The sequence below is a fragment of the Pararhizobium sp. DWP3-4 genome, from assembly GCF_049898205.1.
Classification (GTDB): Bacteria; Pseudomonadota; Alphaproteobacteria; order Rhizobiales; family Rhizobiaceae; genus Pararhizobium.
This window is the reverse complement of record NZ_JAFCXF010000008.1, coordinates 275,329-291,907: the sequence shown is the minus strand read 5'-3', so window position 1 is coordinate 291,907 and position 16,579 is coordinate 275,329. Positions and strand designations below refer to the sequence as shown.

Sequence of the window (16,579 nt, the reverse complement as noted above, 5' to 3'; positions counted from 1 at the left end):
TTCTCCCTCACACGGCCTGCTTGCGGTCGAGCCGCACCGGCTCATCGCCCTCAGTCTCCAGATAGAAGCGCCGCAAGAGGTTTTTCGCCACCAGCAGACGGTAATCGGCAGATGCGCGCCAGTCGGTGAGCGGCTTATAGTCCTTGCCGAGCGCTTCCATGGCGATCTCAATCGTCGCCTCGGTCCACTCGGCGCCGATCAACGCAGCCTCGACATTGTCGGCCCGCTTTGGTGTCCCGGCCATGCCGCCGTAAGCGATCACGGCGTCGGAGACTTTGCCGCTGTCATCGAAGGCCAGGCGGAAGGCGCCGCAGACGGCGGAAATGTCTTCGTCCAGCCGCTTGGTAATCTTGTAGACCGCGTAGTGCGCTTTTTCGTTGAGGAACGGGATGCGCACGGCCTCAACGAATTCGCCGGGCTGGCGGTCCTGCTTGCCGTATTCGATGAAGAAGCTTTCAAGCGCCACGGTGCGGCTGACCTTACCCTTGCGCAGGACGACGGAAGCACCGAGCGCGATCAAGGCCGGTGGCGTATCGCCGATCGGCGAGCCATTGGCGATGTTGCCGCCGATCGTGCCCATGTTGCGCACCTGCTGGCCGCCGATGCGGTTCCACAGTTCGACGAGCTGCGGAAAATGCTTCGCGATCAACGGAAAGGCTTCGGTGTAGCTGACACCGGCACCGAACGTGATGCCGGTGTCATCGACGGTTATGCGGCGCAGCTCATCGAGATGGCTGAGATGCACAACCGGCGCGATATCGCGCATGAATTTCGTCACCCACAGACCGACATCGGTGGAACCGGCGACGATGCGGGCCTCGGGCTCCGCTTCATAAATTTCGGCAAGATCGTCAACGGAGGCCGGCAGCAGGAAGCGCTCGGAACCTTCGCCGATTTCGACGCGCTTGCCATCCTTCAGCGCGTCCAGCTTTTCAATTATCCCTGCACGCTCTGCAACCAGAGGATCCCTGTCGAGATCGCCGATCACCGACACGGCCTCGGCGGCTCGGATGATGGCGGCGTAGCCGGTGCAGCGACAGAGATTGCCCTGCAGCGCCTTTTCGATTTCGGTTACCGAAGGTTTCGGATTTTCCATCCAGAGCCCATAGAGCGACATCACGAAGCCGGGCGTGCAGAAGCCGCATTGCGAGGCATGCGTATCGACCATCGCCTGCTGTACAGGATGCAGCGGGCCGCCCGGCACGGCGAGCGAATCCACCGTGACGATATGGCAGCCATCGAGAGAGCCGACGAAGCGGATGCAGGCGTTGACCGATTCATATTTCAGCTGGCCATCCAGCAGGCGGCCGACCAGCACGGTGCAGGCACCACAGTCGCCCTCTGCGCAGCCTTCCTTGGTGCCGCGCAAATTGCGGTCGAGCCGCAGGAAATCGAGCAATGTCTGGACCGCCGAAACGGCCGAGAGTTCGACCAGGCGGTGATTGAGCAGAAAACGGATGGAGCTGCGAATTTGGACTGTCATAGCTCAGCTCCCGCGATAGGTCGAATAGCTGTAGGGCGACAGCAGCAGGGGCACATGGTAATGCGCCGACACGTCTGCGATGCCGAAGCGGATGGGGATGATATCGAGAAATGCGATTTCGCCATCTTTCCGGCCGAGATAATCGCCGGCGTGGAAGCGCAGCTCGTAGGTTCCGGATGCCATCTCATCGCCACTCAACAACGGCGCATCGCAGCGGCCGTCGTCATTGGTGTGGGTGGAACCGATCTGCTCGGCACGGTCGCCTTCGATGTGGAAGAGGTCGATGCGCAGGTTTTCGGCGGGTTTGCCGAGCGCCGTGTCGAGCACGTGGGTCGTCAGCCGGCCGGCTGTTCCAGATTGCATGCGTTTCACCTCCCGAAGACTGCATTCATCCGGTCACTATCCTTCACCAGACTTCCCTGCGGTAGCGAGCTGATCGTTCGAGACTTTCAAAATTTTGAGGGGGAATGGCGCGCGCGGTTTGCGGTTAGAAATCGGCCAATCGAACATTTTGGGAGGAATGATTTCATGAGATATCCGCGCGATCTCCAGGGCTATGGCGCAATCGCACCGAACGCCGCCTGGCCGGACGGAGCCCGCATCGCCGTTCAATTCGTCGTCAATTACGAGGAAGGCGGCGAAAACTGCGTGCTGCATGGCGACATCGCATCGGAAGCCTTCCTGTCAGAGATCGTCGGCGCCAGCGCATGGGCGGGCCAGCGGCATTCGAACATGGAATCGATCTATGAATACGGTGCCCGCGCCGGCTTCTGGCGGCTGCACCGGCTTTTGACCGAACGCGACGTTCCGGTCACGGTCTATGGCGTCGCTACCGCCCTGAAGCGCTCCCCTGACCAGGTGGCGGCGATGCAGAGTGCCGGTTGGGAAATCGCCTCGCACGGGCTGAAATGGGTCGAGCACAAGGACATGGACCCAGCGGAGGAGCGCAAGCAGATCACGGAAGCGATCCGGCTGCACACGCTCGTCACCGGCGAACGGCCGCGCGGCTGGTACACCGGCCGATGTTCGGAAAATACCGTCGATCTGGTGACGGAAGAAGGCGGCTTTGCCTATGTCTCCGACAGCTATGCCGACGACCTGCCCTACTGGCACGAGCACGGCGGCAAACACCAACTGGTCATTCCCTACACGCTCGACACCAACGACATGCGCTTTGCCACTCCGCAAGGCTTCAACAGCGGCGACCAATTCTTCAGTTATCTGAAGGACACGTTCGACGTGCTCTATGCCGAGGGCGCGCAGGGTGCGCCAAAGATGATGAATATCGGCCTGCACTGCCGCTTGGCCGGACGGCCGGGCCGCGCGGCCGCCCTTGCCCGGTTCATCGATTACGTGAAGAGCCATGACAAAGTCTGGATCGCCCGTCGCATCGACATTGCCGATCATTGGGCCAAGACCTTTCCCTTCAAGTCGAATGACAGCCGTCCGTCGCGTCTTTCGGAAGAGGCGTTCGTTGCCCGCTTCGGCGGCATCTTCGAACATTCGGACTGGATCGCCCGGCGTGTCTTTGCGGGCGAATTGGGCGCAGCCAACGATACGGCGATCGGCCTGCATGCAGCGCTAGCGGCAGTGTTTCGCGGCGCGAGCGAAACGGAGCGGTTGGCGGTGCTGAATGCTCACCCGGATCTCGCCGGCAAACTGGCGCAAGCCAAACGGCTGACTGAAAGCTCGACCAGCGAACAGGCGTCCGCCGGGCTCGATGCTTTGACGGATGCAGAGCGCGAACAGTTCAACATTCTCAACGGCCGCTATGTCAAAACCTTCGGCTTCCCCTTCATCATCGCGGTGCGCGGTCTTGGCAAGGCCGATATCCTGGCGGCCTTTCAGCGTCGCATCGGTAATGACTGGCAGACGGAATTCCAAACCGCCTGCCGCCAGGTCGAGCGGATCGCCCTGCTCCGTCTAACCGACATGCTGCCGAACTGAGGGCGTAGACGATGAAGACGATCGAAATCAGACCGCTCACCCGCGAGGCTTTCGCCCCCTTCGGCGAGGTGCTGGAAACCGATGGCGCGCACAATTTCCCGATCAACGCCGGAAAATGCGTTCGCTACCATGATCTGGCCAAGATCGAGACGACCGGCGAGAAGGCACGGCCGATGATCAGCCTTTTGCGTGGCGAACCTTATCCGCTGCCGCTGGAACTCGGCATGGTCGAGCGGCACCCTTTCGGCAGCCAAGCCTTCATTCCACTCAGCGAACACCCGTTCCTCGTTGTCGTTGCCGAGGAAACGCCGGATGGGCCGGGCGAGCCGATCGCCTTCAAGACGGCGCCCGGCCAAGGCGTCAATATCGGCCGCAATGTCTGGCACGGCATCCTCACGCCGCTCGACGGCCTCTCCGACTTCGCGGTGGTCGACCGCGCGGGTGAGGGCGTCAATCTGGAAGAGCATTTTTATGATACGCCGTTCCTGATCCGGTGAGCCGTACGCGATCCTTGGGGCCGATCCAGCGCGCCCGCACTTCAACCGTCAAAAAATTTGCAGGACGATGTCGATTTCCGAAAAGCTCGTTCGTCGTTAGGATGACCGGCCATTAAGGCCGGCTCAAACAAGGAGACAGACGATGCGTGTGATGGTGCTCGTGAAAGCGACCGAAGACAGCGAAAAGAGCTTTGTGCCGACGGCCGAAACCAACGCGATGATGGAGGCGATGGGCAAGTTCAACGACGAACTGCGCGATGCCGGCATCCTGCGTGACGCCGACGGCCTGAAACCCTCCTCGGCGGGCAAGCGCGTTGCCTTCGATGGTCCCCACCGCACCGTCATCGACGGGCCGTTCACTGAAGCCCGCGAACTGGTCGCCGGTTTCTGGCTCTGGGACGTCAAGGATATGGACGAGGCCGTCGCCTGGGTGAAACGCTGTCCCAATCCGATGCCTGGGCCAAGCGAGATCGAAATCCGGCCGTTGTATGAGATGGCTGACTGGCAATGAGAAGCTGACACGCAGGTCACGAAAGTTCGTGGGTGAGCGCCCGCGAAGCGCGGCGGCGGCTGAGAATCGTCGCCTAGTCTCTGGAATTTACTGTGGCTTGGCAGGTATTGCAGATGACTGAAGGCGGCAAAGAGCACGCCATTTGCGATCATGCTAACGCACAACACGATAGGCCATGCCGAGAGACCGTGGGGCCGTTTCCTTGAAGCCGAACTGTTCATAGAGCGTGTTTGCGGGCACATCCGCGATCAGACTGACATAGGCTGAAGCAGGAAGTTGGCTTTCTATATGCGCCATAATGGCTTTCATGATCATCTTTCCGAGCCCGCGTCCCTGATGTGCGGGATGAACTGCAATGTCCACGACCTGAAAAAAGCAACCTCCATCCCCGATCAGCCGTCCCATTCCAACCGCGGAGCCTTCGCACAAAACCAATGCGGAAAAAACAGTTCCCGGCAAACCTTTCCTTGCCGCCTCTTCCGAGAATGGGCTTAGCCCCGCCACCGCACGAAGATGAAGATATTCTTCTGTAGAGGGGGTCCGAAGCACGATTGAGTAAGCAAGCTGGTCCATCCGAAATCTCCTGATCGTCTTATCCTGGCGATTTCCTCTATCATCACGCCCAGCATGAATCACTGCTGTCCAGGTCGGCTGAACCTATTGAAGAACGCTAAGGAAGATCCTTGGCCCATTGCTTTTCACAACCGAAGTCCGGGTATGACTGAGCGGCACTGCGGACACCACAAGTGTTGCTTTAGGTTGAACACATAGTTCGTTCATGTCAAATGAAAATCCTGGGTTGCATGGACACGTCTTGAGCGAACAAATTCGGGTGTTAAAATTACCAATATCAGATTAGTAGCTTTTGACGTGGATGGAACACTGTTCCGAGGTGAAAATGTCTGCGGTTGCATCGGCAGAAATATTGGGCGGTCAACCGAAATGGTTGCCTTCGAGCTTCTACGTTCACGTGAGGACATCACCAATGGACGGGAGGCTATGCTGGAATGGTACCTTCCTTTCAGCAAGGCCAAATTGATTGAGCATCTGGCTGATCTCCGTCTCGCTCCGGGGGTTACCCAAGGTTTCAACCGGCTAAAGGCTGCAGGGATAAAGATCGCCCTTGTTTCGATTACTTGGCAATTCGCAGTCGAATGGCTCGCGACAGAGTTGGGTGCCGATTACGCGGTTGGTACCGGCTGGCGAGAGGACGATACCCTCAGCCATTTCTGGCCGGAAGATAAGGCCATCTATCTGAATTCGCTACTCGCTGAACTCAAAATGAAACGGGCGTCCTTGGCGGCAGTCGGGGATTCGTATGGCGATATTCCAATGCTCAACTTCGCTTCTCGAAGCTATTTCGTTGGTGAAACCCGACCACAGGAACTGCTCCATTCCGAGCATTGGCCTGACGCAAATATTGAAGACATAGTTCTGGACATACTCGCGCGGCGCTAGGGCCGTATGATAGAAACTGAGCGACAATGGATGACTGGGACCTACCGTAAAAAATGGGCCGCAACGCCTGCGGCCCATACCGTGGATAAATCGTCGGAAACGAGGCGACCGTTCGCCGCTTCGCCGCCTCATCTCACTCCGCGAAGAACGCGAAGCGGATGACGAACAGGATGGCGACGATCAGGGTGGCCGGGTGGATGGCGCGCCATTTGCCGGTGAACAATTTTAGCACGACATAGCTGATGAAGCCGAAGGCGAGGCCGTTGGCGATCGAATAGGTGAAGGGCATGGCAAGGGCCGTCAGCGCCGCCGGTGCGGCTTCGGTGAGGTCTTCCCAATCGACTTCGGTCAGTTCGCGCATCATCAGGCCGGCGACGTAGAGCAGAGCCGGAGCCGTCGCATAGGTGGGCACGGAGGCCGCCAGCGGCGAGATGAACAGTGCTGCCAGAAACAGCACGGCGATGACCAGGGCTGTGAGGCCCGTGCGGCCGCCGGCCTGGACGCCCGAGGCGCTTTCGACATAGGCGGTGGTGCTGCTGGTGCCCATCAGCGAACCGGCAACGATGGCCGTGCTATCGGCCAGAAGCGCGCGGCCGAGGCGGCTTGGCTTGCCTTCCTGGATCAGGTTGGCGCGCTTGGCGACGCCGATCAGCGTGCCGGTGGCGTCGAACACTTCGACCAGAACGAAGACGAGGATGACGTGGATCAGGCCGCCATGCAGGGCGCCGACGATATCGAGCTGCAGGAAGGTCGGCGCCATGCTCGGCGGCATCGAGACGATGCCGTGGAATTCGCTGACGCCGGTCATCCATGAGAGGATGGTCACGGCCAGAATGCCGATCAGGATCGCCCCCTTGACCCTCAGCGCATCGAGCACCGCGATGACGAAGAAGCCGAAAATCGCCAGCAGCGGTCCGGCTGCCTTCAGACTGCCGAGGCCGACCAGCGTTGCCGGATTGTCGACGACGATGCCTGCGTTCTTCAGTGCGATAATGCCGAGAAAGAGGCCGATACCGGTGGCAATTGCGCTGCGCAGTGAATGCGGTATGCCCTGGATCAGCCAGCTGCGGATACCGGTCACCGTCAGGAAGACGAAGATCAGGCCTGAGATGAAGACGGCGCCGAGCGCCTGCTGCCAGGTGAAGCCAAGTGCGGCGACGACGGTGAAGGCGAAGAAGGCGTTGAGGCCCATGCCCGGCGCCATGCCGATCGGCCAGTTGGCAACGAGCGCCATGACGATCGAGCCGAGTGCAGGGGCGAGACAGGTGGCCACGAAGATCGCGTCGCGGTCCATGCCGGTGGTCGATAGAATATCCGGATTGACGAAGATGATGTACGACATCGTGAGAAATGTCGTGACGCCCGCAACCAGTTCGGTGCGGATCGTGGTATTGTGCTCACTCAGCTTGAAGAGCCGTTCAAACATATTTCCTCCCTTGGCCGGAAAAATCCATTCCCGGCGCATGCCACAGGTTGAACCGCCTTCTCCTCTGGCGAACCAACCAAAACTGTACCGATCTTCAAGCCATCACGGCTTGTCAGGGCCCCTGCCCGATCAGTCTCCGGCTACCGTTGCGGCAGTCCGGATGTCTCATTCACGGTTTTATGATTGTGCGTTTTCGCGCTGCAGATCGCTAGCCGTCCATTTCGACGCTGAAAACGAAAGACTTTCAAATTTTTGGGGGAACAGTGTTTGGCGGAACGGGGCTCGGCCGGCGGGAAGCGGCGCTTCCCTTTCGTCAGATTCGCGGTGCGACTGCCGCAGACGCCGTAAATCATTTTGTGAGCATTTGCAGCAAAGTCAAGCATGGCTCAGCTGCGTTCGATGTCGCGGCGCAGAACGATCGATGTGGTGAGGTCATCGACATTTTCCATCGTCGCGACCTCGTTTCTCAGTTCGTTCAGCGCGTTGATCGAGCCCACTTCGACTTCGACGACGAGATCGAGCTGTCCGCTGACCGATGACACCTTGCGAACCGAGGAGAAGCCAGCCAGCCGGTCGAGCACGCCGATGGATGGGGTCTTCTTCAGCGTCAGAAGCAGGAAGGCATGGACCTGGCCTTCGTCGAGCTGCCCGATATCGGCACGATAACCGCGAATGATCCCCGCCTTTTCGAGCCGGTTGACGCGCTCGGTCGTTGCACTTCTGGACAGGCCGATGCGGCCTGCCAGCGACTTCATCGGGATGCGCGCTTCACGCGACAGAATGCTTAGGATCGTGCGGTCGATCGCGTCTGTGTCCTGCATGATAATGCGCCTTTCCGGGAACCGACAAGATGACGGTTATTATAAACATAATGCCGGTGCAACCGGCATATTGTCAGGTGCAAGGTTTGACGGCCCGTGCAACTCTGACAGCAGACGAGGACCCATCATGACCGATATGCTGAAGACCACACCGGATTTTTCCATCGACGATGCCAAGCGCCTGTTGGCGGAGCACTATGGCCTCGCCGGTTCGCTATCGCCGCTCGACAGCGAACGCGACCAGAACTTCAAGGTAGCGGCCAGCACCGGCGGGATTTACATCCTCAAGATCGTCAACGCCGCCGAACCGCCGGTAGAAAGCGATTTCCAGACGGCGCTTCTCAGCCATGTCGGTGAACATGCGCCCGACCTGCCCGTTCCCCATATCCGCCCGACGATCTCAGGCGCAAGCCTGGGCGAAACGACCAGCATACATGGTGTGCGCCATCTGCTGCGCCTTGTCGGCTGGGTGCCGGGCACGCCGCTGGCACAGTCTGCCCGCAGTTCTGAAGCGCTGACATCGCTTGGCGGTCTGCTCGGCCGGTTCGATGCTGCATTGAAAGGCTTCATGCACCCAGGCGCGTTGCGCGATCTCGACTGGAATATTCGCAATGCCGGCCGCTCCGCTGAGCGGTTGCACCATATTGCCGGCACAGACGACCGCGCACTTCTGCAGCGCTTCCTTACCCGGTTCGAAACGGTGGTCGAGCCGAGACTGCCGAAATTGCGCTCGGCCGTCATCCACAACGATGCCAATGACTGGAACGTGCTGGTTGCCGATGATGATCACGACCGGATCGCCGGCCTGATCGATCTCGGCGATGCGCTCTACGCTCCCGTCATCGCCGAGGTCGCTATCGCTGCCGCCTATGCCGGGCTCGACCATGCCGATCCGATCGGCGCTGCCGCTGATATCGCCCGCGGTTTCCATGCCGAGTATCCGCTGCTCGAAGAGGAACTCGATCTTCTGTTCGATCTGATCGCCATGCGGCTCGTCACATCCGTGACGATCTCAGCGTCCCGCCGTGCCCATACCGGCGGCAATCCCTATCTCGCCATCAGCGAAAAGCCGGCCTGGACGCTGCTGCGTAAACTCGATGCGATAAACCCGCGTTTTGCCACCGCAATCCTGCGGCATGCCTGCGGTTTCGAGGCAACGCCGGGCACACGCGCCGTCACCGCCTGGATCGAGGCAAACCGGAAGACGCTGCGTCCGCTGCTCGACCGTCCCGCCGCAACTTATCCGGCTGCCCTGATTCCCTATGCCGATCCGCAGCATCCGATGACGGTCAAGTCCGCCGGCGAACAGCCGGACGAGGCGCAGGCGATCTGGGAAGCCTATTGCGCCGAACGGGGCGTCGATCTCGGCATCGGTCCCTGGGGCGAGGCACGCACGGTCTATTCCGGCGATATGTTCGTATCGCGGCTGATCGAAGACACTCGCCGCATCCGTCATCTCGGCCTCGACCTGTTCATGGCCGCAGGCACTAGGCTCTACACACCGATCGCTGCCACGGTCGTCAGTGTCGAGATCGAGCCCGATCCGCTCGGCTACGGCTGCCTGATTGCTCTGCGCCATGAACCCGAGGGCTGCCCGGCCTTCATCAGCCTCTGGGGCCATCTTGCCCATGAAGCGCTGGGCCGGTTGAAGGCGGGCGACCGCCTGGACGCCGGCGCGCTGGTCGGCGAGATGGGCGCTCCGGCGGAAAACGGAGGCTGGGCGCCGCACCTGCACCTGCAGCTCTCCGTCGATACCCGGCTTTCCGCCACGGAAATCCTCGGCGTCGGCGAAGAACGCTATCTCGATGTCTGGGCCGAGCTTTTCCCCCATGCCAACGCCTTTGCCGGCATCGCACCGGAATTCTATGCAAAAACCGGGCGATCGCATGACGAGATCGTCAAGCTGCGCAAGGAGCTTTTGGTCCCCAACCTGTCGATTTCCTATGACAAGCCGATTAAGTTCGTGCGTGGCGACGGGGTCTGGCTGATCGACGACAGCGGCCGGGCCTATCTCGATTGCTTCAACAATGTCTGCCATATCGGCCATGCGCATCCGGCCGTCGTCGAGGCGATGGCGCGGCAGGCAGCGACCCTCAATACCAACACGCGCTACCTGCACGACAATATCGTTGCCTATGCCGAACGGCTGACCGCGACGCTGCCGAAGGAGCTGACGGTTGCCGGTTTCGTCAACAGCGGCTCGGAGGCCAACAGCCTGGCGCTCCGGATGATGCGCGCCCATACCGGCCGGGAAAACGCCATCGTGCTGGACTGGGCCTATCACGGCACGACGCAGGAGCTGATCGAGATCAGCCCCTATAAGTTCCGCCGCAAGGGCGGCAAGGACAAGAAGCCGCATGTGCATGTGGCGCCGGTTCCAGACAGCTATCGCGCCCCGGCCGATTGGCCGATTGAAGAACATGGCAAGCGTTACGCCGAAAGCGTCGCCGAACTGATCGCGCAGATGCAGGCAAGGGGCGAAGGTCCGGGTTTCTTCATCGCCGAATCGATCCCGAGCGTCGCCGGTCAGGTGTTTCTGCCGGAAGGTTATCTCAGGCAAGTCTACCAAATGATCCGCGGCGCAGGCGGTGTGTGCATCGCCGATGAGGTTCAGGTCGGCTTCGGCCGGGTGGGCAGCCACTGGTGGGCATTCGAAGAACAGGGCGTCGTTCCCGACATCGTCACCATGGGCAAGCCGATCGGCGATGGCCATCCGCTGGCTGCTGTCGTGACCACCCGCGAGATCGCCGACAGCTTCGACAACGGCATGGAATATTTCAACACGTTCGGCGGTAACCCGGTCTCCTGCGCCGTCGGTCTCGCCGTGCTCGACGTCATCGAGGGCCAGAACCTTCGCGAAAACGCGCTGAGGATCGGCAATTACCTGATGGCCGGGTTCCGGGCGATGCAGGAGCGCTACGAGGTGATCGGCGACGTGCGCGGCATGGGGCTCTTCCTCGGCATCGAACTGGTGACCGACCGCAAGACCAAGGCGCCAGCGACGGATTTCGCCCGGGCCGTTTCGAACGGCGCACGTCAGCGCGGCGTGCTGATGGGCACCGAAGGGCCACATGACAATGTGCTGAAGATGCGGCCGCCTATGGTCTTCTCAAGGCGCGACGCCGACCATCTGCTGGCCGTGCTCGAGGAAACATTCGAGGCAGTTACTGCCCGGGGCTGACAGCCCCGGCGAATATGAGAGGACGAATGAACGAAGAGCTTGGCAGCGCTTGGCGCTGCCCGGACGGAATACGTGCGACTAAAAACCGGAGGAGAACGAAACCATGAAATCAGCAATTTTTGGACTATTGGCCGCAGCAACGCTGGCGGGCACGGCAGCACAGGCGGGCACGCTTGATATCGCCCGCGAGCGCGGTGCGCTTCGTTGCGGCGTCAGCCAGGGCGTACTGGGCTTTTCGAGCCCGAACGACAAGGGCGAATGGGCGGGCTTCGACGTCGATTTCTGCCGTGCTGTGGCAGCAGCGACGCTCGGCGATTCCAGCAAGGTGCAATATGTGCCGCTTTCCACCAAGGAGCGTTTCGCCGCCCTGCAATCGGGTGAAGTCGATCTTCTGTCGCGCCAGACCACCTGGACCTTGTCGCGCGATACCGATCTCGGCATGAGCTTTGTCGGCGCCAACTACTATGATGGCCAGGCTTTCATGATCCGCAAGGATCTGGGCGTAAAGAGCGCCAAGGAACTGTCCGGCGCTTCGGTCTGCACCGAAACCGGTACCACCACCGAACAGAACATGGCCGACTATTTCAGCGCCAACAGCATCCAGTACAACGTGATTGCCTTTGAAAAGCCCGACCAGACCGTGCAGGCCTTCGGCACCGGCCGATGCGACGTCTATTCGACGGATGCTTCCGCCCTTTATGCCCAACGGCTGACGCTGACCGATCCCGACAACTACATCGTCCTGCCCGAGGTCATCTCCAAAGAGCCGCTTGGGCCGGCCGTCCGCCAGGGGGACGAGCAATGGTTCAAGATCGTTCGCTGGACCCTGTTCGCGATGATCGAGGCGGAAGAACTCGGCATCACCAAGGAAAATGCGGCCAAAACGGCTGAAGACGGCACCGTGGCGCAGAAGCGCTTTCTCGGCGCAGACGGCGCGATTTCGAAGAACTTCGGCCTCGATCCGAAATGGGCTTTCCAGGCCATCTCGGCCGTCGGCAACTATGGCGAAGTTTTTGAACGCCATCTCGGCAAGGACAGCCCGCTGAAGATCGAGCGTGGCCTGAACAACCTGTGGAACAATGGCGGCCTGGTCTACGCACCGCCGCTTCGCTGATCGAAACGCATAAACTGCCCGAGCCGTCGCGAGGTCAAACTTCGCGGCGGTTTTTTTGTATTCGGCGTGGGAGACGGAAATAAAGAGGCCCAGAATCGAAAAAGCCTGCCGCGGGAGGAGGTGCGGCAGGCTTTCGAATAGAACCGAATGGCAACTGGGAGGAGGAGTGTTGCCATTCCGCAAGTGCCCTCTGGGAGGAGGAGTGAGGCCACTTACATATCGAAGCTTTGCGGGAGGAGGTGCATCACTTCGATGAGTTCAATATACATTGTTTCCGCTTAATTCGTAGGCAGAATTTTGCAGAGCAGCCATGCGCTATGCGCTTAGCAGATGGCTTTCCCTGGCATAAATCGTTTCAATGCCGACATCCTGTGTTCGGTGGGCATTGCATGGCTACGCCCGCAGCATCTGCTGCAGGTGCCATTTGAGGGAGGACTATCATTCCGCTGCGATCGCGGCAGGATAGTGGACGGTCCCTTCGGTCTCATCGCTTGCCGGCTCCGGTTCGGCAATCTTGCTCTCCGGCTGCTTTCCGAAAAACAGCGCATAACCGGCCGGCAGAACGAGGATGGTCAGAACGGTGGCAACGAGGATACCGCCCATCATCGCATAGGCGAGAGGCCCCCAGAAAACCCCGCGCGAAATCGGGATCAGCGCCAGAACCGCAGTCATCGCCGTCAGCACGATCGGCCGGAAACGCCGCACAGCCGAGCCGACGATCGCTTCCGTCCGCTCCATGCCCGCGGCGATGTCCTGGTCGATCTGATCGACGAGGATGATCGAGTTGCGCATGATGATGCCGAGCAGCGCGATGACGCCAAGGATCGCGACGAAGCCGAACGGTGCGCCGCTGATTAGCAGGGCGGCGGCGGCACCGATAATGCCGAGCGGGCCGGTTGCCAGAACCAGCATCGCCTTGCCGAAATGCTGCAGCTGGATCATCAGCAGCACAACGATGACCGCAAGCATGACCGGCGCCTTGTCGGCGATCGACTGCTGGCTTTCGGCCGCATCTTCCGCACCGCCCTGGATTTCGACTGCATAACCGGGCGCAAGACTATCGCGCAGCGGTTTCAGGTCGGCATACATCTTCATGGCCACATCATTGGGCTGCACGCCATCGGGCAGCGTGCCGCGCACCGTGATCGTCGGCAGGCGATTGCGGCGCCATTCGACACCTTGTTCGAGAACAGGCACGACCTTGGCAACCTGCGACAGTGGCACGTAGCTGCCAAAATCGGTCGGGACATAGATCGAATGCACGGCCGACAGCAGATGACGGTTCGCATCCGGCTCGCGGGCAACGATGGACACCGTTTCCTCGCCATCACGGAAATCGTCAAGCGGCGCCCCGCTCATCGTTGCCTGCAGCATCTGTCGGATGCGCTGCGACGAGACGCCGAGTGCACGGGCACGGTCCTGGTCGATCACCAGCTTCATTGCTGGCACCGGCTCAAGCCAATCATCATGGATAGCACCGAGCTGGGGATTTTCGGCGAATTTCGCCTTCACCTGATCCGCAATGCGGCGGACTTCGGCGCGGTCTTGTCCGGTAATCCGCATCTGGACCGGCCAGCCGGTCGGAGGGCCGAGGAATAGGCGATCGACCTTGCTACGGATGGACGGGAAGTCCTGGGCAAGAATGGTGCGCAGCTTGACGATCAGCCGTTCGCGGGCCGGCTCATCATTGGCCATGACGAGAAGCTGGGCGAAATTCGGATTGCGCAGCTGCTGATCGAGCGGCAGGAAGAAGCGTGGCGCGCCCTCGCCGATATAGGTGGCGATGAATTTCTTGTCGGTGTCGTCGAGTATTTTCGCCTCGAGTGCCTTGGCCTGGGTTTCCACTTCCTTGATGCTGGTGCCTTCCGGCAGCCAGAGATCGACGAGAATTTCAGGGCGCGACGATTGCGGGAAGAAGTTCTTCGGGATGAACTGGAATGCCCAGAGGCTGGCGACGAAGGTGACGAGCGTCAGCGACAGAACGATCACACGGTGGCGCACGGCCCAGCCGACGGTGGCGCGCAGGCGACGATAGAAGCGCGTGTCGAAGACGTCGTGATGGCTTCCGGCATGGGCGCGCTGCTTGAGGATCATGTAGCCGAGCCAAGGGGTGAAATAGACGGCGACGAACCAGGAGACGACCAGCGCGATGCCGACGACATAAAATAGCGATCGGACATATTCACCGGCAGTGGAGGCCGCAAAACCGACCGGGATGAAGCCCGCTGTGGTGATCAGCGTGCCGGTCAGCATCGGGAATGCCGTCGAAGAATAAGCGAAACTGGCAGCATCGAGCTTGTCCAGCCCCTCCTCCAGTTTGCGCTCCATCAATTCGACCACGATCATGGCATCATCGACCAGCAGACCCAGCGCGATGATCAGCGCCCCCAGCGAAATGCGCTGCAGGTCAATACCCAGCTCATACATGATGGCGAAGGTGGCAGCCAGCACCAGCGGAATGGCAATGGCGATGACAAGGCCCGAGCGCCAGCCGATCGACACGAACGAAACGATCAGCACGATCACCAGCGCCTCGCCGAGCGCCTTCATGAATTCGCCGACGGCCTCGGTGACAACTTCCGGCTGATCGGCGATCTGATCGACCTTGACGCCGTAGGGAAGCGCGGTTTCGAAACGCTTGTAGGTTTCCTCGACCGCAGCGCCGACATCCGTCACCTTGTAGCCCTTGGCCATGACCACGCCGATCTGGACGCTGTCCTCGCCATTGAAGCGGTATTTGCGCTGATAGGGATCCTCAAGGCCGGACGAGACTGCGGCGATGTCGCCAAGCCGCGTCACCTCGTTGCCGGAGCGCAGGCGCAGCTCGCGGATATCGGCAGCACTGGTCAGTCCACCTTCGACGGATACACGCACCGAACGGGTGCCGGTATCGACGGAGCCAGCCGGATCGACAGTGTTCTGTCCCTTGATGGCGTTCTGCACATCGGCAAGCGTCAGGCCGCGCGACGCAAGCACCGCGGAGGAAATGTCGATATAGATCTTTTCCGGCTGATCGCCGATAATCACGGCCTTTTCGACGCCCGGCGTCGTCAACAGCATGTCGCGCGCCTGGATGGCGAATGTCTTCAGTTCCGGATAGCTGTAGCCTTCGCCGCTCAGCGAATGCAGGGTGACGACTGGGTCGTTGCCTGCAATCCGGCCGGATAGCCAGAATCGATAGTTTGTCGGTGCCATGCAGCGTATCCACAAATAAAGTCAGCGCAGAGCTCATAACGATCTTGGTGGTGGTCATCCTCAGGGTTAGTTGTGTAACTCTTCCAATTGCCTAGATTGTATTTGGCTTGCAGCGCGTGCCCAGCTTCGTGGGCGCAGAGTGCCGTAAGCGGTGCCCCTAAAGTGCCAAAGTAGGCTTCCATCTCTTTAATTAGATTTTCCCCTAGAAGGATTATCCCGTCCGTCGCAGTCGCAGCACCTGTCCAGCTTGGCGGACGGTACGTCAGGTCTCGGGTAAACGCCGCATTCGGTGATTCACCATCGTAATAGGTGAATAGCTCGAGGTTGATGCCAAGGTACGTCGTAAGATCATCGAGAATCATAACGAGCCCGTTGGCATAGTTTTGTTTGGCGAAGTCGAGGGGTTTGATCGTCGATTTGTCCACCGAAGATTGCTGGGCATCAAAAGACAAACCGCAAGTGTGTGTAGCTTCCCTTTCGGCGGAGTCTTCGAAGGCGACTGGCAATGACGCTAGGCACAGGCAAAACTGGCGACGACCAAGCAAGTTCATTTCGGCGGATCAGTACATAAATCGGGCCACTGCTCACAAGCTTCCTTTTCCCGCTGCTCAAGCAAGCTTAGCTTGCTTGGCGAGAGGCAAAGGTTACCCGGTGGTAGTTTTCGTGCTCCCGGTAGCATTGGTGGGAGGATCGCTGGCGGGCCGTTTACAGACTGCCCGGACCCGGATGGGACAACAAAGATCAGGACACCGTCGATTTGTGTTCCGACGTCTGAAGGCGTCGTGACGATCCAATCGGCCAACCCGCCTTCATGCTTAGACCTAAACTGATACTGGTGGCCGTATTCGTTGGTAACGGACACAGTTGGGCAAATCTCCTCTAGACGTCCCTTGATAATCTCAAGGCTGTTGGGGGCCCCCAATGGTCGCTCAAGCCCCTGTCTCGC

The 16,579-nt window shown here is 60.1% G+C and carries 12 protein-coding genes and 1 pseudogene; 6 read left to right on the top strand and 7 right to left on the bottom strand.

All coding sequences use genetic code 11. The features are described from left to right. Window positions 1-7: 7 nt before the first annotated feature. Window positions 8-1,483: a xanthine dehydrogenase small subunit gene (gene xdhA, locus ACP7E6_RS21460; RefSeq protein ID WP_426231741.1), complete on the bottom strand. Its 1,476-nt coding sequence runs from the start codon at window positions 1,481-1,483 to the stop codon at window positions 8-10. 3 nt (window positions 1,484-1,486) lie between these two features. Then, a complete protein-coding gene (gene uraH / locus ACP7E6_RS21455; protein WP_426231740.1) occupies window positions 1,487-1,846 on the bottom strand; it encodes a hydroxyisourate hydrolase in 360 nt (119 codons plus the stop codon). A gap of 165 nt (window positions 1,847-2,011) precedes the next feature. Between uraH and puuE the strand changes: the two genes are divergently transcribed. The 3 genes from puuE to ACP7E6_RS21440 all read left to right on the top strand — a co-directional run bounded on the left by puuE (window position 2,012) and on the right by ACP7E6_RS21440 (window position 4,438). Next, window positions 2,012-3,430: an allantoinase PuuE gene (gene puuE / locus ACP7E6_RS21450; protein ID WP_426231739.1), complete on the top strand. Its 1,419-nt coding sequence runs from the start codon at window positions 2,012-2,014 to the stop codon at window positions 3,428-3,430. An 11-nt stretch (window positions 3,431-3,441) separates the two neighbouring features. Further along, window positions 3,442-3,927: an ureidoglycolate lyase gene (locus tag ACP7E6_RS21445; RefSeq protein WP_426231738.1), complete on the top strand. Its 486-nt coding sequence runs from the start codon at window positions 3,442-3,444 to the stop codon at window positions 3,925-3,927. Window positions 3,928-4,069: 142 nt separating this feature from the next. After that, window positions 4,070-4,438, top strand: a complete 369-nt coding sequence (locus tag ACP7E6_RS21440; RefSeq protein WP_426231737.1) for a YciI family protein — start codon at window positions 4,070-4,072, stop codon at window positions 4,436-4,438. Between the two features lie 153 nt (window positions 4,439-4,591). On the opposite strand, the gene ACP7E6_RS21435 is transcribed toward ACP7E6_RS21440, so the two are convergent. Continuing rightward, on the bottom strand, window positions 4,592-5,011 hold the full coding sequence (locus ACP7E6_RS21435; RefSeq protein WP_426231736.1) for a GNAT family N-acetyltransferase: 420 nt from the start codon (window positions 5,009-5,011) through the stop codon (window positions 4,592-4,594). Between the two features lie 267 nt (window positions 5,012-5,278). Between ACP7E6_RS21435 and ACP7E6_RS21430 the strand changes: the two genes are divergently transcribed. Beyond that, window positions 5,279-5,896 carry an HAD family hydrolase gene (locus ACP7E6_RS21430; protein ID WP_426231763.1) on the top strand — a complete coding sequence of 206 codons (618 nt, stop codon included), beginning with the start codon at window positions 5,279-5,281 and terminating at the stop codon, window positions 5,894-5,896. 133 nt (window positions 5,897-6,029) lie between these two features. Here ACP7E6_RS21430 and ACP7E6_RS21425 read toward each other — a convergent pair whose 3' ends face one another. Both ACP7E6_RS21425 and ACP7E6_RS21420 read right to left on the bottom strand, forming a co-directional pair. After that, on the bottom strand, window positions 6,030-7,322 hold the full coding sequence (locus tag ACP7E6_RS21425) for an NCS2 family permease (protein WP_426231735.1): 1,293 nt from the start codon (window positions 7,320-7,322) through the stop codon (window positions 6,030-6,032). Between the two features lie 386 nt (window positions 7,323-7,708). After that, on the bottom strand, window positions 7,709-8,143 hold the full coding sequence (locus tag ACP7E6_RS21420; RefSeq protein ID WP_060509122.1) for an Lrp/AsnC family transcriptional regulator: 435 nt from the start codon (window positions 8,141-8,143) through the stop codon (window positions 7,709-7,711). A gap of 127 nt (window positions 8,144-8,270) precedes the next feature. Here ACP7E6_RS21420 and ACP7E6_RS21415 point away from each other — a divergent pair, with 127 nt between their 5' ends. Next, a complete protein-coding gene (locus ACP7E6_RS21415) occupies window positions 8,271-11,324 on the top strand; it encodes an aminotransferase class III-fold pyridoxal phosphate-dependent enzyme (RefSeq protein WP_426231734.1) in 3,054 nt (1,017 codons plus the stop codon). A 103-nt stretch (window positions 11,325-11,427) separates the two neighbouring features. Next, window positions 11,428-12,438, top strand: coding sequence for an amino acid ABC transporter substrate-binding protein (locus ACP7E6_RS21410; protein ID WP_426231733.1), 1,011 nt, complete (start codon window positions 11,428-11,430; stop codon window positions 12,436-12,438). A 438-nt stretch (window positions 12,439-12,876) separates the two neighbouring features. On the opposite strand, the pseudogene ACP7E6_RS21405 reads toward ACP7E6_RS21410, so the two are convergent. Together ACP7E6_RS21405 and ACP7E6_RS21400 are read right to left on the bottom strand one after the other, a co-directional pair. After that, window positions 12,877-15,582, bottom strand: a pseudogene (locus ACP7E6_RS21405) (efflux RND transporter permease subunit); the annotation flags it as partial. Continuing rightward, window positions 15,555-16,184 carry a hypothetical protein gene (locus ACP7E6_RS21400; protein WP_426231732.1) on the bottom strand — a complete coding sequence of 210 codons (630 nt, stop codon included), beginning with the start codon at window positions 16,182-16,184 and terminating at the stop codon, window positions 15,555-15,557. The pseudogene ACP7E6_RS21405 and the gene ACP7E6_RS21400, both read right to left, overlap by 28 nt. Between the last annotated feature and the right edge of the window lie 395 nt (window positions 16,185-16,579).

Bases quoted from the DNA above. Each gene is read 5' to 3' on its own strand.
- xdhA (WP_426231741.1), bottom strand. From the start codon at position 1,483: ATGACAGTCCAAATTCGCAGCTCCATCCGTTTTCTGCTCAATCACCGC.
- uraH (WP_426231740.1), bottom strand. From the start codon at position 1,846: ATGCAATCTGGAACAGCCGGCCGGCTGACGACCCACGTGCTCGACACG.
- puuE (WP_426231739.1), top strand. From the start codon at position 2,012: ATGAGATATCCGCGCGATCTCCAGGGCTATGGCGCAATCGCACCGAAC.
- ACP7E6_RS21445 (WP_426231738.1), top strand. From the start codon at position 3,442: ATGAAGACGATCGAAATCAGACCGCTCACCCGCGAGGCTTTCGCCCCC.
- ACP7E6_RS21440 (WP_426231737.1), top strand. From the start codon at position 4,070: ATGCGTGTGATGGTGCTCGTGAAAGCGACCGAAGACAGCGAAAAGAGC.
- ACP7E6_RS21435 (WP_426231736.1), bottom strand. From the start codon at position 5,011: ATGGACCAGCTTGCTTACTCAATCGTGCTTCGGACCCCCTCTACAGAA.
- ACP7E6_RS21425 (WP_426231735.1), bottom strand. From the start codon at position 7,322: ATGTTTGAACGGCTCTTCAAGCTGAGTGAGCACAATACCACGATCCGC.
- ACP7E6_RS21420 (WP_060509122.1), bottom strand. From the start codon at position 8,143: ATGCAGGACACAGACGCGATCGACCGCACGATCCTAAGCATTCTGTCG.
- ACP7E6_RS21415 (WP_426231734.1), top strand. From the start codon at position 8,271: ATGACCGATATGCTGAAGACCACACCGGATTTTTCCATCGACGATGCC.
- ACP7E6_RS21410 (WP_426231733.1), top strand. From the start codon at position 11,428: ATGAAATCAGCAATTTTTGGACTATTGGCCGCAGCAACGCTGGCGGGC.
- ACP7E6_RS21400 (WP_426231732.1), bottom strand. From the start codon at position 16,184: ATGAACTTGCTTGGTCGTCGCCAGTTTTGCCTGTGCCTAGCGTCATTG.